This window comes from Paenibacillus radicis (ex Gao et al. 2016) (assembly GCF_014641555.1).
GTDB lineage: Bacteria > Bacillota > Bacilli > Paenibacillales > Paenibacillaceae > Pristimantibacillus > Pristimantibacillus radicis.
Map to the genome: position 1 here is coordinate 519,350 of NZ_BMHY01000005.1, position 15,653 is coordinate 535,002.

14 protein-coding genes are annotated in these 15,653 nt (G+C 51.6%); 12 read left to right on the plus strand and 2 right to left on the minus strand.

The features are described from left to right. The first annotated feature begins 45 nt into the window (after positions 1 to 45). The 11 genes from IEX98_RS16280 to IEX98_RS16330 all read left to right on the plus strand — a co-directional run bounded on the left by IEX98_RS16280 (position 46) and on the right by IEX98_RS16330 (position 12,121). A complete protein-coding gene (locus IEX98_RS16280; RefSeq protein ID WP_188890238.1) occupies positions 46 to 1,320 on the plus strand; it encodes a 4-hydroxyphenylacetate 3-hydroxylase C-terminal domain-containing protein in 1,275 nt (424 codons plus the stop codon). Continuing rightward, positions 1,317 to 2,216 (plus strand): ABC transporter ATP-binding protein, encoded by a 900-nt coding sequence (locus IEX98_RS16285; RefSeq protein WP_188890239.1) that lies wholly within the window; start codon positions 1,317 to 1,319, stop codon positions 2,214 to 2,216. The genes IEX98_RS16280 and IEX98_RS16285 overlap by 4 nt, the downstream gene beginning before the upstream one ends. A gap of 27 nt (positions 2,217 to 2,243) precedes the next feature. Further along, positions 2,244 to 3,668, plus strand: coding sequence for a 4-hydroxyphenylacetate 3-hydroxylase family protein (locus tag IEX98_RS16290; RefSeq protein ID WP_188890240.1), 1,425 nt, complete (start codon positions 2,244 to 2,246; stop codon positions 3,666 to 3,668). A gap of 74 nt (positions 3,669 to 3,742) precedes the next feature. After that, positions 3,743 to 5,329 (plus strand): copper resistance CopC/CopD family protein, encoded by a 1,587-nt coding sequence (locus tag IEX98_RS16295; RefSeq protein WP_188890241.1) that lies wholly within the window; start codon positions 3,743 to 3,745, stop codon positions 5,327 to 5,329. 22 nt (positions 5,330 to 5,351) lie between these two features. Next, positions 5,352 to 5,996 (plus strand): YcnI family copper-binding membrane protein, encoded by a 645-nt coding sequence (locus tag IEX98_RS16300; RefSeq protein WP_188890242.1) that lies wholly within the window; start codon positions 5,352 to 5,354, stop codon positions 5,994 to 5,996. Positions 5,997 to 6,030: 34 nt separating this feature from the next. Continuing rightward, the gene (locus IEX98_RS16305) at positions 6,031 to 7,083 is read left to right on the plus strand and encodes an ABC transporter substrate-binding protein (RefSeq protein ID WP_188890243.1); all 1,053 of its coding nucleotides are present in this window, start codon (positions 6,031 to 6,033) and stop codon (positions 7,081 to 7,083) included. A 37-nt stretch (positions 7,084 to 7,120) separates the two neighbouring features. Continuing rightward, positions 7,121 to 7,903 carry an ABC transporter permease gene (locus IEX98_RS16310; protein WP_188890244.1) on the plus strand — a complete coding sequence of 261 codons (783 nt, stop codon included), beginning with the start codon at positions 7,121 to 7,123 and terminating at the stop codon, positions 7,901 to 7,903. Positions 7,904 to 7,927: 24 nt separating this feature from the next. Then, positions 7,928 to 8,926: an ABC transporter substrate-binding protein gene (locus tag IEX98_RS16315; RefSeq protein WP_188890245.1), complete on the plus strand. Its 999-nt coding sequence runs from the start codon at positions 7,928 to 7,930 to the stop codon at positions 8,924 to 8,926. A 181-nt stretch (positions 8,927 to 9,107) separates the two neighbouring features. Beyond that, entirely contained in the window at positions 9,108 to 10,763 is a 1,656-nt protein-coding gene (locus IEX98_RS16320; protein ID WP_188890246.1) for a hypothetical protein, read from the plus strand. Between the two features lie 199 nt (positions 10,764 to 10,962). Beyond that, on the plus strand, positions 10,963 to 11,454 hold the full coding sequence (locus IEX98_RS16325; RefSeq protein ID WP_188890247.1) for a CcdC family protein: 492 nt from the start codon (positions 10,963 to 10,965) through the stop codon (positions 11,452 to 11,454). 121 nt (positions 11,455 to 11,575) lie between these two features. Beyond that, positions 11,576 to 12,121: a glutathione peroxidase gene (locus tag IEX98_RS16330; protein ID WP_188890248.1), complete on the plus strand. Its 546-nt coding sequence runs from the start codon at positions 11,576 to 11,578 to the stop codon at positions 12,119 to 12,121. A gap of 63 nt (positions 12,122 to 12,184) precedes the next feature. Here IEX98_RS16330 and IEX98_RS16335 read toward each other — a convergent pair whose 3' ends face one another. After that, positions 12,185 to 12,769: a hypothetical protein gene (locus IEX98_RS16335; protein ID WP_188890249.1), complete on the minus strand. Its 585-nt coding sequence runs from the start codon at positions 12,767 to 12,769 to the stop codon at positions 12,185 to 12,187. Beyond that, complete coding sequence (locus IEX98_RS16340; protein WP_188890250.1) at positions 12,769 to 13,302, minus strand: hypothetical protein; 534 nt, start codon at positions 13,300 to 13,302, stop codon at positions 12,769 to 12,771. Before IEX98_RS16340 ends, IEX98_RS16335 begins: the two co-directional genes overlap by 1 nt. Before the next feature lie 321 nt (positions 13,303 to 13,623). Here IEX98_RS16340 and IEX98_RS16345 point away from each other — a divergent pair. Continuing rightward, the coding region (locus IEX98_RS16345; protein ID WP_188890251.1) for a beta strand repeat-containing protein at positions 13,624 to 15,653 on the plus strand (2,030 nt) is incomplete at its 3' end.

The window sequence follows — 15,653 nt, forward strand, 5'->3', positions numbered from 1 at the left end:
TCCAGCACCAAGATTTGTTGGCAAGAAGGAAAGGGGCTCAAGGGAATGGCAGTGGACAATAGAAAGGAAGCTCGAATCGATCACCAAGATGCAGACATGGCCAAGGTTCGCTCGATTTATGAGAATGAACGGCATAAGGTTGCACATGTATTGGATGACCTCAATCATCCGCTGCGTCAGCAAGCTTACTTGCTCCCCCGTTCGCTGGAGGAGCTTCAGAAGAAGCGGCTCGGGTTTTACGGACTCGCCGACGGCGCTACCGTATTCGCCAGCGGCTGGACAGATTATGCGCATTCGCTGCTGGGAGCTTGGTACGGTGATGAAGCGTTCTTGTCCTCTCTGGATATAAGAGTCAAAGGCCATATACAAGTACAATTCCGGCGGCTGGAGAAGCTGAGATCCGTCATTACGACGTCTCTGCAGCCAATTGCCAGCAGCGGCGAAGGCTTGCCGGTTGTCACAGTTACACCGGAAGGGATTGTACTTCGGGGAACGCAGACGTTTGGTTCCGACGTTTTATTCGCGGATGAGCTCTTCGTCTTTACCGGCCAAGAGAGAGAGGCAGGTCCCTCGGCTGCGGCACTCCTCCCGGTTCGTTCCAAGGGATTAAAGCTCCTCCCATTCGGAGAGCCGAATGAAGCATTCGCGTCTGGTGTGCAGGTTACTTACGAAGACGTACTAGTACCCTGGGAACGTATTCTTAATGTAATTGATGAGAATGACAGGAGCCAATTGCTTGGTCCCCCGTTTGTGAGAGCTATTGCCGATTACCAGTGGGTGTCGAGGCAGCTTGAGGCGCTGGAGCTGACAGTAGGTACTGCCTTCGCTCTCGCGGAGGATACGGGCTTAAGCCGCGAGCTTCACATTCAAGGAGACTTAGGCGAATCGATTCAGCAGGTTGAGACGCTGAAGGCGTTCATTCATGCAGCTGAGATCGGAGCGGAAGCTAGTTTGTCCGGTATGCTGCTGCCGGCAGCGGTGCCGCTGGAAGCAGCACGTAAAGCGGGCGGTTTATTTTACAGCCAATCCATCAAGACGCTTCGGCGAATTGGCGCTGGCACCATTCTAGGCGATCTGTCTATTACCCGGTCACCTGAGGATTCGCTTCCTACATTGCGTCAATTGGCTTGGCAGCTGTCGGGCAGCGGGGATGCGGCAAAGCGGGAGCTGCATGAGCTGTATGCATTTGGAGATCCAATTGCGCAATCGGCACAGCTGTATCGGCATTATCCGGCGCAGCACTTGCGCCAGCGCTACAGTCAGTTTTGGAGCAATCCCTTATCCAAGCCAGCCTATTCTGTAGAGGAGGTTCAGATATGACGGTCAAAATAGCGGCCCGGAGGGTCGGCATGCAGTTTAAAGTGACAAGCGAGACGGGGAAGAGAGACAGCATTTCCGTTCTCGACGATTTTGAACTGGAGGTAAAGGAAGGAGAGTTTCTCGCCATATTAGGCCCCAGCGGCTGCGGCAAATCGACTTTCTTGAACATACTGGCCGGACTTTCCCGGCAGACGGAAGGCGACATTGTTGTGGATGGCGAGTCGGTGAACGGCGTTAATAAAAAGCATGGCGTCGTTTTTCAAGGATATGCCTTGTTTCCTTGGCGTACCGTTCTGCAAAACGTTGAGGTGGGCTTGCAGATTAGAGGTCTTCGTTCAAAGGAACGGAAGGAAATTGCACGGCAATATATTCAGCTGGTCGGCCTACAAGCCTTCGAGAACCGTTACCCGCATGAGCTGTCCGGCGGGATGCGGCAGCGAGTGGCGATTGCACGCTCATTGGCTTATCAGCCGGATGTGTTGTTAATGGATGAGCCATTCGCAGCGCTGGATGCACAGACGAGGGAAATTCTCCAATCAGAGCTATTGCGCATTTGGGATTCACAGAAGAAGACGATTGTATTCATTACACACAGTCTGGAAGAAGCGATCTTTCTGGCAGACCGTGTTGCGGTGATGACAGCCAGACCCGGTAAAGTGAAGGAGATCATCGATATCCCGTTGGCTCGGCCGCGGCCGTCCGACATTCGCAATTCCGAGGAATTCGTCAAGCTGCGCCAGCGGGCATGGGCGATTCTGAAGGATGAAGTGGATAAATCGCAGCAGTTGAATCAGACGGCAGCCTCTCCGGCCGCAGCTATCCCGCTCCATCCTTCGGCTACACAGCCATTCCCGGCTGACAGCGGGCAGCTTCAGGAAAAGGCAGCCAATCAGTAAAGATACCGACGGAGGAAGTGAAGGCATATGACAGCAGGAAGACGTTATGTTGACAGACTGAATGACGGCCGCCAGGTGTGGCTTGACGGTGCTATCGTACCGGATATTCGCAGTCATCCCGCATTTCACGGGACCGTGCAATCCGTAGCCGCTGTGATGGATCTTCAGGATGATCCGGCGACAGAGAGTGATTTAACCTATATAACCGACACTGGCGTACGGGCCAATCTCGCTTTTTTCATACCGGATAAAAAGGAAGATCTGTTCCGCCGCAGCCGCGCGTTCCAAATTTGGTCCGACGCTACTTATGGGGTGATGAGCCGTGTCGGTGGTTTTTACCGCTCGCAATTGACGGCATGGCATATCGCGAGCGAGCGAATTGCGCTGGAACAGCCGCAATTTCCGGAGAAAATCGCAGCTTACTACCGGTATGTAAGAGATCATGATCTGCTCCTTACCGCAGCCGGGCACGATCCCCAGATTGATCGGACGAAGCTGGCTTCCGAACTGGGTGATTTGTATACGGCAGTCCGAATCGTCCGCGAGACACAAGAGGGCATTATCGTCAGAGGGGCCAAAATGATCGCGACCGGCGGGCCGTATATGGATGAGATTATGGTCTCGCCGCATGGGAAAAAGACGGGCGACGAACAGCGGTACGCCGCTATGTTCGCTATCCCGGCCAGTCACCCGGGTGTTCATCTGATATGCCGGGAGTCCTTTGCTTCCGACAGGGAGGAGGACCACCCGCTAAGCTCCCGTTTTGACGAGATGGATGCGGTGCTCGTATTCGATGACGCGCTTATTCCGTGGGAGAGGGTATTCATCAAAGACGACCCTGATTCCATCTGGAAAATTCGCTCCGAGCGGCTTGTCTCCGCCATAAGCCTGCACGAGAACATCGTCCGGCTTGTCAGCAAGCTGGAGTTTACGGCTGCTGTCGGCAACGAGTTGGCGAACTCCATTGGCATTACGAAATTCGCGCATGTGCAGGAAAAGCTGGCTGAGCTGTTTTTTCAATTGGAATCGATCAAAGCGCTTCTCCTCTCATCCGAGCATCGTGCAGTTTACAATTCCAGCGGTGTTTGGGAGCCAGAGCTTGAACCGATTATAACGGCTAAAAACTTGGGGAATCGATACTATCCAAGGGCGCTGGAGCTGCTGCAGCAGTTGTCAGGAGCAGGCATGCTGCAAGTGCCATCGACGATTGCCGAGCTGAGGGGACCCCTCGGTGCTCAGTTGAAAACGTATTACAGAGGAGCAGACCGTGACGCTGAGGAACGCGTCAAGTTATTGAAGCTGTCATGGGACCTGGTCGGCAGTCGGCTTGGCGCCAGACATGAGCTGTATGAACGTTTCTACGCAGGCGATCCTGTGCGTACATATGCCGGGCAATATGTCGAATACGACAAGCAGCCGCTGCTTGATAAGGCATTCCGAAGAAGCGTATGACTGCTGTTGCTGCAAATTTCCGATTCATTTCCCGCGTCGCGGCCGTTTTCATCCTGCTGTTGGTGTCTCAATTGGTGGCAGATGAAATCCCGGTCTCGGCCCACTCCTCGCTGGCAAGCGCGGTTCCTGCACCGGACAGCAGACAAGAGCAAGCACCGGAAGAAATCGCTCTGACGTTTAACGAGCGGATTGAGAATAAAGGCTTCTCTCTTCGTGTCTACAACAGCAAAGGGCTGCCGGTGACAGAAGCGGAAGCGGTCATGAATGCCAACCGAAAAGGGCTTCGTCTACAGCTGCCAATGCTGGAGGATGGCGCATACACGGTTACATATCGGCTGTTATCAGCGGACGGTCATCCCGTGAGGGCTTCTTACGTATTTACGGTAGGGTTGGCGGCGAATGCCAACATTGGCTACGCATCGGCCTCGCAGCTGCATGAAGAGCATGATATTCGCAAAAATGCGGGTTATTGGCTCATTCGAGGGTTGTACTTTATGGCGTTGTTAGCCGTCACAGGGTGGATCGCTCTCCGATTGTATATCCCCGGCTTCATTGCCGAGTATCGTAGACGTTATGATCGATGGCGCAAGCTTCTATTACTTATTTATGTGCTGGCGCTTTCCCTGATTGCCTGGAAGGATTACGGCAAACTGAGCCTCGGCGTTGAATCGTCGGAGAGATTCACCCTCTTGTTCGGAACTTCGATCGGATTATCTTATTTGCTCTCTTTTATTCTCGCTGTTGCAGGCTTTGTACTACTGGGCCGCAGCAAAGCAGCCGATATCGGCTGGACAGTTCTTCTGCTTGGCGCCAAAGGCTTAAACGGACATGCGATGGGATTTTCATTACCGTTCATTACGTATGGGCTGGACGTGCTGCATTTGGCGGCGGCAAGTGTATGGGCAGGGGTGCTGCTGCTCTTCCTGATATTTGGACTGGGGCGCAGCAGAGCAAGCTTATCGGCGTACATGCCAGTCGCATCACAAGCCGCGCTTGCCTCGATTGCAGCTCTTGTACTAAGCGGATTTGCTGCTGCGTGGCTATACACGAATGGCTTTACACATTTGTTTGAAACCTGGTGGGGAAAGCTGATGGCAGCCAAAGCCGCCGCGGTACTGCTGGTTATTGCTGTGGGCTCGCTCATACGTCGACAAATTAAACAACGGAAGATGAAACGATTGTCCGGATGGCTGGGGCTCGACATTGCTCTATTCCTCGTCATTATAGCGATAACAGGAATCTTTACCTACTTGAATCCGCTCGCTGCAACAGGGCCTTTGTTCTGGCACGAGAACGTAAGAGGCGTTCATATTGCCGCTATTATTACGCCTAACGAAGCAGGTGAAGTGAATCAGTTCAACGTTTCTATCGGCGGGGGCGGTAAGAACGAGGGGGATAGCGGGACGGACAAAGTGACGCTGCGGCTCTTATTCGAAGATAACCCTGACATCGCGCCGATTGAGGTTCCGTTGCAGCCAGTGCAAACAAATGGCAGCCCGCTCAGCCTATACAGCTCCTATTACAGCGCAGAAGGCCGCTATCTCGCATTGCCTGGCAAATGGACGCTTGAGGTCCGTGTGCTGCAAGAAGGCCATTCGGAACCTTTCCTCACCCGCAAAGCATTTTACAGCGAAATGAAACCAAAATCAGATGGAGACTAGAAGAAGGAGGGAGAGTGGAGAGATGACTGCCCGATTATATGTCATTGCGGGAGCCTCCTTATTGTTGTTCCTATTAATCGCGGGTACGGTATCGGCTCATGTAACGGTATTGCCTGCGGAAACGACGCAAGGATCCTATGAAGTGTTCACCGTTCGTGTTCCGACAGAACAGCCCTCGGCTACAACAAAGGTAGAGGTGCAATTCCCGGACAGTGTGTCGATTAGCCGTGTGCAGCCGCAGTCTGGCTGGTCCTATGTATTTGGCAAAAATGCCGACGGGGATAATACGTCGATTATCTGGACGGCGGAAGGAGCGGGTCTGGCGGAAGGCGAGTTTGGCGAGTTTAAGGTGCAAGGCAAGGTTGCCGACGATGCGGCCCAGCTTGTATGGATTGCGCATCAGACCTATGCGGACGGCACGGTTGTGGAATGGTCTGGCGGGGAAGATGCCGAGACGCCTGCCTCGGTAACCGTTGTCCATCCCGGTGCAGGGGAGGGCAATCACCACGGAGCAGCTGCCGCCTCGCATCAGCCGGCAGCAGAGGTTGGAGCGGGCAATTCCAACTGGCTGGCTTCCCCAGCTTTGTATGTATCCATAGCGGCGCTTGGCGCGGGTTTGTTTTCCTTGTTGCTGACCCGGCGAAGAAACAAATCTGCAGCAGGTTAGGATGAGCGATTTTATTAGACGGGAGAGATCAGGGATGAAGAAAAAGGGTTCATTATTAAACGGTCTTGCGGTAAAAGCAGCGGGGATTGTTGTGCTGGCTTTATCATTGAGCGCATGCGGAGGCGCAGGAGGGAAAGGACCGGATAAGGCGGGGTCAGGGGAACAAGGCATCGTCGAATTTAAATATCCGGACAATCCCGGTTTCGATCTTGTTTATTTGGCTGATGAGCTAGGGTATTTCGATGGCACTGCAACGAAGCCGAAGTATGTGGGCAAAGTCTCTGCGCCGCAAATTATTCCTCTTGTCGGAACGGGAGATATTGACTTCGGTTCCCGGATGGTACCGCTCGTTATTTCGGCGATTGCAAGCGGCGCAGACATTAAAGTCATTTCCGCCGGGGGCAAGACGCTTCAGGAAGCGCCTCATATGAAATATTTTGTCCGTAACGACGGCAGTATCAAGACACCTAAGGATCTGGAAGGCAAAACGATCGGCTTTAACAGCTTTGGCGCTTGTGCGGAATTCGTGTCCAAGAAATGGTTCAAGGAGCAGGGCGTGGACATTACCAAAATCGAGTTTCTTGTCGTTCCTGACGATAAGCAAGAGCAGACGCTGGAGCAGGGAGGCATCGATCTGGCAATCATTCATGCCCCGTTCTCAGGCAAAGCCGAATATAATGATAAGCTGGTCAAATTATGGAGTGACTACGATCTGGATGGAGGGCTCGGCGGTATGGCGCCGTACAGCGTAAACGGGAAGTTCGCCAAAGCGCATCCGCAAGCGGTGAAAGATTTCGTGACTGCCATCGCCAAAACAGCCAATTGGGTGAATGACAACCCGGATGAGGCCAAGCAAATTATTGCGAAACGACTAGGTGTTGATGTGAAATACATCGATCGCTTTGCTTATGTAGATGACTTGGTCATTACGGAAGATCCCATCCAGTATTACATCGATATTCTGGAGGAGAACGATAAAATTCCGAAGGGTAAAATCACGGTCAAAGACGTCTATACGAATGACTTCAATGAATTCGCAGCCAGCAAGGCTACGGCGGCCGTTGAAGTTATCAACCCGGCGGCGTGACGAGTGCTGCCATACCTCATGAAAGGAGAGCCATCCTATGAAATTCAACCGTAAATGGCTGACAAAATCAGTCGACCGCAGTTTGGCCATTCTATTGTTCTTCGCAGTGTGGGAGCTGCTGCCCCGGCTTGGCATCGTCAATCCGGCTTACTTAAGCCCGCCTTCCGACGTCATCGTCTCCATCGGCAAGCTGATCTCCAATGGAGAGCTGTGGAAGCATGTCTCGGCTAGCTTGCGCCGGTCATTGTCCGGCTTGCTGCTCGCGATATTGTCCGGAACCTTGCTCGGACTGCTGCTGGGATGGTTCAAGCGATTCGAGACGATATTGGACCCGCTGCTGCAGTTGGCAAGACAGGTATCTGCCTTCGCCTTATTCCCGGTGTTCATACTGTTTCTTGGTATTGGCGAGTCTTCCAAAACCGCTATTATTTTTTGGGCTTCGTTTTGGCCGATTCTGCTGAACACAGTCAGCGGCGTCAAGCATGTGGAGAAGCTGCTGATCGATTCGGCCAAATCAATGGGAGGCTCGCAGCTGTTTATTTTCTTTCGAGTCATTTTGCCGGCCGCTGCTCCAAGTATTTTTACCGGTATCCGTCTTGGCGGGGCTTACTGCATCACGGCGTTGGTGGCTGCCGAGATGATTGGTTCTTCTGCGGGGCTGGGCTTTTACATTTTGAACTCGCAGGAAATTTTTCAAATTCCAGATATGTACGCAGGCATAATTTTACTGGCGATTGTAGGTTTGCTTCTTAATTATGTGTTGGCGTTGATCGAGGCGAGATTCACCCGCTGGAGGAAGGGCCTCGCCAACAATGTCTAAAGTCAGCACCGGTAGGCATACAACATGATCCGCAAAGCCAGTGAGAGTTTTTTCTATAGCCGCCGAAAGCCGCCAATTGTGATTCTGCTGCTAAGCTTATGCTTATTGCTAAGTGCCTGCGGACAGGGGGGCGCTGGAGCCGATTCGCTAATCCGGGTGCCAGTCGAAGCGGGCAAGCTGAAATTTGGCTATAGCGGCAACAGCCCGATAATCGGCCTAAAGGAGAGGGGAACGCTTGCTGCGCTTCTCGAAACACAGTCCGTCACGTTGGAATGGACCGCTTTCCCGAATGACGCAGCGCTGTTCCGGGCGATTGAAGAGGGACGCATCGATATTGGAACCGTAGGGGACGCCGTACCTGCTTTCCTGCATCGCGATGAGGCACCGCTCGTTTATTTGGCAGCAGAACCGTCGAATCCATCGGCTTATGCCATTGTAGTCCCTCTTGACTCGGATATTTTTACAGCAGCTGACTTGAAGGGAAAACGGGTAGCCTATTCATCGTATTCCAATGAGCATTTGCTGCTGCTCCAGGTATTAGCTGACGCCGGGATGACGCAAAAAGACGTAAAGGCGTTGCCACTCGATCCGGCAGGCGTGCAAAGCTCTATAGTGCAGCGGAAGGCGGATGCCTGGGTCGTTGGCGAGCCGCAGCTTAGCTGGGTTGAGCCGCTAGGCATCCGCATTGTGGCAGATAGCTCGCAAGCCGTTGCGCGACGCGATCTAATCGTGACTACACCTGACAGTTTGCAGGGAAGAGAGGCAATATTCGACCTTGCGCTTCAGGAGATAGGGGCTTACGACGATTGGCTGACAGACAACGTTCATGATGCGGCTGAGCTGCTGACCAGCCATACGGATATCGAGCATATCCAATGGCTGGGCGTCTTTGAACGAAAGGCTTACGGCACTGCGCCTCTATTGGAAAGCATTGCGAAAGAAGAGCAGGAAGTCGCCGATACGGCCGTGAAGCTTGGCGGAGCGAAAAAAAGCTTGGACGTGCAGCGTTTTCTGAAACGGTAGCACCGAGAAAATCCCTTGTGTTGGCATAAGCCAGCATGAGGGATTTTTTTTGTATTAGATTAGGATTGTTGAGGGGAATTTCACTTGATTTAGAAAATAATGGTTGATCAAGTTTTGGGGTTCCTATACAATTTACTGGGGTTTATAGATAATATCGGGTAAACCGAAATGGGGGATAAATATGAGCACTGCGCAGCGAGTATGGAAATACCGTATGCATTATTTGATTGTCATTCCAGCGGTTTTATTTTTAATTGGATTCAAGATTATTCCGTTCTTTTCCGGTCTTTATATGTCGATGGTCGATTACCAGCTGCACAAAGGATTATTCGAAAGCGAATGGGTTGGTTTGCGTCACTTCACCCGCCTCTTCTCCGGTGACACGTTGTTTTGGCAGTTATTGTACAATACGTTATCCATGAAGCTGGGGTACATGCTGGCGAGCGGTTTACTGGCGTTTGGACTTGCGATTGCACTTAGCTTTGTTCGTTCCCGGGTGTTTCGAGGGATTTTGCTCACCTTGTTTCTGATTCCTTATTTTATTCCTTCAGGTGTCTTCGCCTACGTAGTGGCATGGCTTTTATCAGAAGGGCAGTCGCCAATTGCTTCGCTGAATATCGTAGCATTGGCGCAGGCTGAGCTCTTCCAGCCGATCTACATAGCCGCTGAGACGTTTAAAACCTGTGGCATAGCCATTGCAATTGCGCTCGCGGCGATTAGCTCCCGGAGTGCTTCTCTTGCCGGAGAGACGAATCTATTCGTACAAGCAAAAGTCATACCGGCGGCGAGAGCGGTGGCTGCTTTTCTGCTGCTGCAGCTTACTTACGTGCTGTCCGGGGATTTCGAATTGCTGAATTCGCTGCTGAATCCGCTAGTAAGACAAACCGGGGATACATTGGAGTCCTATGGCTTTAGTGCTTATATCATGCAGATGAATACAGGTATTGGATCTGCCGTTCAAATCATTCTTATTATCGTGCAATTGGTAGTTGCTTACGGAGCGTACATGCTCGTTAAGCGTTATTTTATCAACGATCTGTTCAGCGGTATTTCTGAGGGGGGCAAAATAAACGGCCGCTCTTCGCTAGGCGGCGGTGCAGTTGCGGGAACAGCAGTATCTGTACTCTACGGGCTTGCAGTGCTGGCATTTCTTTATGTTCTCTTTATTTATCCGTTTACAATGTCACCCGAGAACGGGGTTTTGCAGCTAATAAAACCAGTCAATTTCATTTTATATTTAGTGATGGGATTCGCAGCTGCCATTTTTCATATGATCATGACAACCTTGCTTGCTTATCCGCTTACGGTGCGCAGGCTGCCAGGTAAATCGGCATACACCTTTTTTCTGATCCTGTTGGCTGTATTGGGCTCATCTTATATTTTTGATTTTTTTCAGGCAAGAACGTTTGGTATGATCAATACCATCTTCCCGATTTTCTTGTATGGGATTATTGCGATCGTGCCGGTATTTGTGCTTAAAAGCATCTTCAACAGCAAATATTCGGTGCTGAAGGAGCAGGCCGAACAAGATGGAAAAGGCGAAGCCCATGCTTTTATCATGCTGTATCTTCCGAAGCTGTGGAAACCGATCCTTGCGCTGGGTGTGCTGCAGTTCGTTGCGTTCTGGAATGCCTTTATCCCTTCATTGATGTATACGGTAAATCCGAACATGTTCTCTCCGGTCTTACAGTTCCGGATGTTTAGTCAATCCGGTATGTACTTTGTAGACGTGCTGCGATATGGCGCTATCGTCAGCCTGCCGTCTGTACTGCTGTTCCTGGTATTCAGGCGCTGGATCACCTCTGAGGTGCTTCTGGGGCATGTGCGGAAGCTGTAGACGGACAGCGCAAGAAGAGGTGATTGAAGTGAAGCCGCGGTGCACGAACTGGCTAGAAGAGCATTGCCCATCCAACAGGAAGGGGAATGCTCTTTTTTTTTGTGCTAGCAGTTTGCTGTAAGTATTATTTTGAAGTACGATGGTAAAAGTGATAGAGGCAAGTCCTATTCGAGTATCCGAGAAACGGAGGCATCGACAAATGATGCAGCTTTCGACCCCGCTTTTGCAGATTGGCGCGATTATCGTGTCGATGCTGGCCGGCAGTTTTCTTATATTCATGCGCATTCGTGCCGGCAAGCAGCCGACATCACTGCGTAAAATCATTATTCCGCCAATGGGTATGGCGACCGGCTTCATCATGTTCGCTTTTCCTTTTATGCATATCCCGCTGCTGTGGGGGTTGTCGGCCTTTGGTACAGGCATGCTTATATTCGCATTTCCTTTGATCGTTACGACGCGCTTGGAGCGAGTGGATGCGGATATTTATGTGAAACGATCCAAAGCGTTTATCTTTATAATGGTAACTTTATTCATCATTAGGCTATCGCTGCACTCCGTCGTCGAGCAATATATGTCGATACCTCAGACGGGAGCGGTCTTTTATTTGCTGGCATTTGGGATGATTATTCCATGGCGTCTGGCAATGGTCAGTGATTATGTGCGTCTGCAGAGGCTTGAAGCGACTAATTAGATTTGTATATATAAAATAGCAGGAGTTTAGGTTTGACTTCGCCTACTCCATATGCTATTCTTTGTTATATAAATTGTATGCAATTTAATTTTGTTAAATTCGATTTCGGGAGGAATACATCATGTCCATCTATCAATTCGAAGCGGAAAAAATTACAGGCGAGAAAGTCAGCTTGGAGCAATATAAAGGAAAAGCGCTCGTGATCGTTAATACAGCGAGCAAGTGCGGATTCACACCGCAATACAGCGATCTTCAGAAAGTATATGAAGAGTACAAGGATCAAGGCTTGGAAATTCTCGGCTTCCCAAGCAATCAATTCGGCGAGCAGGAACCGGGTTCTAACTCAGATGTACAAAGCTTTTGCCAAATTAACTACGGCGTTTCCTTCCCGCTTTTTGCGAAAACCGACGTTCGCGGCGAAGAAGCACATCCGCTGTTTGATTATTTGACAGAACAAGCTCCGTTCGAGGGCTTTGATACATCTGCACCAAGCGGCAAAATGCTGAATTCTTTCTTGGAAGAAAAGCTTCCAAGCTTCCTGGAAGGCGACTCGATCAAATGGAATTTCACTAAATTCCTTATTGACCGCGAAGGCCATGTAGTCAAACGCTTCGAATCGACAGAAGAACCGCTTGATATGAAAGCTGATATCGAGAAGCTGCTGTAATAGATGAAACAATAAACCCGTAACGGATGCCGTTGCGGGTTTATTTGTGTTTATTTCGTTGCTTCAGTTCTCCCACCATAAAGCCTCCACTCCAGCGCCCATGATGCCAAGTATGGTGATGGTGCCCAGTACGTTGACAGTTAATGTCTGACCTGGCGGGACAATTACGTCTCCGTTGAAATTGATTTGAAGAGGTCCCGGAAACAGAGGATACAGACTAAACGAGGTGCCGCCGCTGACGGCGAATATGGATGAGTTCGTTGTAGCTGCACTTGTAACGGAGCTGCCTAGTTGCAAATTGGCAGGTACTACCGCTGTGGGAGAAGTAAGCGTTCCGCCGAGATAGACCGTAACCTGTCCGGAAAAGCTCGACAGCAAGCTCAGGGATACGTTTGTGTAGCCCAGAATTTGTTTAAGATACAGGGTTTTCCCGCTGTTCACAGGATTGGCGATTTGGATCGATATGTTGACAGATCCTCCTAAAATTCCTAATGATGCGCTGTTAGACGCATTAATTGAGAAATATTGCGCGACAGCTTTAGATGTAGCTGATTCTGGCGGGACAGATGCAGCCGGATTTGTGTATTTGTTGGTGCCACGCGTGAAATAACGACCGTTTCTTCGGTTGAAAATACGATAGTTTGGCATCAGTATTCCCACCAAGTGATGTTCGCGGCGGCCGTAATGGCACCGGTACCGACTGAAATAGTAATGGAACGGTTAGGCGGCACGACGATAGCCCCTATAAAAGGGAAAGCGAACTGGCCAGCCGCAAGAAGAGCTGTCAGGAACACCGTCGGCGTTCCGGTAACTGTACCGGATACGACACGAGCAGTCGCAATGCTTGTAGTGGCGTTCCCGAAATTGAGGTTGAACGGCGTCGGTGTTGTCCCCCCGGTAACCGTCCCGCCGGAGTAGACGTTAATAGTAGCCGCGGCGCTGATCCCGCCTGTAATTTGGGAGACATAAAGCGTCCTGCCGCTTAAATTTGGATTGGTGATTTGAATGAGCAGGTTAGAGCCCCCGCCAACGGCTGTACTGGCCGATGTAACGGTGAACAGGCGGCCGTTAATGGAGGCACTTCCATCCGGAGTAGTTACGACGGCAGGATTGTTATAGGCATTGTTTATTTGGGTGTATAAGGGATTGTTCTGATTATTAAATACGGAATAGTTTGTCATTGTTTCACCTCATTTTACTCGATGCAGTGTTAATTGCTTGTCTGGATAGGATATGGCGGTTTTTTACTTTTTGTATGGGGGATTTGGAAAAGACTCCATTTTGGGGCTGATGTGCTCCCGTCACAAGCCGCTTCCTTTGTACAAAGGGACTCATATCGTATAGAAGCATGGACATCGAGGGAAAAAGGACGGGGAACGATTCGAAAGAAGTCGGCCACATTGCCTTCGATACGGAATGAGCGGTGCTCAGGACTGTTTTCAAGCAGCAGGCTTTGCAGCTTCCTGCCATGCACAACTCAAGTAAAAAGAAGGTGAACAACTATGCCAAACTTTACAACATTTAACCCCAATCCGGATAAATTACGAACGCTTATTTTCGGCAGGGACAGTACATCTACGCCGCAGGCTATTGCGACGGATTCCTCAGGACATATTTTGAACATATCAAGCGGCGGAACAATCAGCAGTATATTGGGAGCCACGATTAGCGGCGGTACAGTAGCCATCTCAGGAGGTACAGTTGCTGTATCTGGAGGAACCGTGGCTATCTCGGGCGGGACTGTCTCGGTAATGGGCGTAACGATAACGGGTGGAACCTTGAACGCCGTTTTGGGTGCAACGATAACAACCGGTACACTGGCAGCCGTGTCAGGGGCAACAATTACAGCAGGGACAATAACTGCGATTCTGGGAGCAACGATCACCGGAGGAACGGTAGCGTTGTCAGGCGGTACAGTAACTTTGTCCGGAGGAACGGTAGCAATATCTGGAGGAACGGTAGCGGTCTCGGGAGCGACAATTACAGGCGGAACGCTTGGAGCGTTGCTAGGAGCGACGATAACAACGGGTACGCTGGCGGCAGTTTCAGGGGCAACAATTACAGCAGGGACGATAACTGCGATCCTCGGAGCAACGATCACTGGAGGAACCGTAGCGTTGTCGGGTGGCACGGTGGCTCTGTCCGGCGGAACGGTGGCGATATCTGGAGGGACGGTAGCGGTCTCGGGAGCAACGATCACAGGTGGAACGTTGGGGGCTTTGCTCGGAGCTACGATTACAACAGGTACGCTGGCGGCCGTGCTCGGGGCAACGATAACAACGGGTACGTTGGCAGCCGTGTCAGGGGCGACAATCACAGCAGGGACGATAACGGCAATTCTAGGAGCGACGATCACTGGAGGAACAGTAGCCATCTCAAGTGGAACGGTGGCTCTGTCTGGCGGCACGGTGGCGATATCTGGAGGGACGGTAGCGGTCTCTGGAGCAACGATCACCGGCGGTACGTTAGGAGCGTTGCTCGGGGCAACGATAACAACGGGTACATTGGCAGCTGTGTCAGGGGCAACAATCACAGCAGGTACTCTCACTGCGATTCTTGGAGCAACGATATCGGGCGGAACAGTGGCGATATCTGGAGGAACGGTAGCGGTCTCGGGAGCGACAATCACAGGCGGAACGTTGGGAGCATTGCTCGGAGCGACGATCACAACAGGTACACTGGCGGCTGTGTCGGGAGCAACAATTACAGCAGGGACGATAACGGCAATCCTCGGAGCAACGATCACGGGAGGAACTGTAGCCATATCAAGCGGCACGGTGGCTCTATCGGGAGGAACCGTAGCGGTCTCTGGAGCAACAATAACAGGTGGCACATTGGGAGCGTTGCTAGGAGCAACGATTACAACGGGTACACTGGCAGCTGTGTCAGGGGCAACAATCACAGGCGGAACATTGGGAGCGTTGCTCGGAGCAACGATCACAACAGGTACGCTGGCGGCTGTGCTAGGAGCGACGATAACAACGGGTACATTAGCGGCTGTGTCGGGAGCGACGATCACCGCAGGTACCCTAACTGCCATCCTCGGAGCAACGATCACAGGAGGAACAGTAGCCATATCAAGTGGCACGGTGGCTCTGTCCGGCGGCACGGTGGCGATATCTGGAGGAACGGTAGCGGTCTCTGGGGCGACCATCACGGGCGGAACGTTGGGAGCGTTGCTCGGAGCCACGATTACGACAGGTACGTTGGCGGCCGTTTTAGGGGCAACAATTACCGCAGGTACTCTGACTGCGATTCTTGGAGCAACGATCACGGGAGGAACAGTAGCCATATCAAGCGGCACGGTGGCTCTGTCCGGCGGAACAGTTGCGGTCTCGGGAGCGACAATCACAGGTGGCACGTTGGGAGCGTTGCTCGGAGCGACGATTACGACGGGTACGCTGGCAGCAGTGTCGGGAGCAACAATTACCGCAGGTACACTTACTGCGATCCTCGGAGCAACGATCACTGGAGGAACAGTAGCTATCTCAAGTGGTACGGTAGCTCTGTCCGGCGGAACGGTGGCGATATC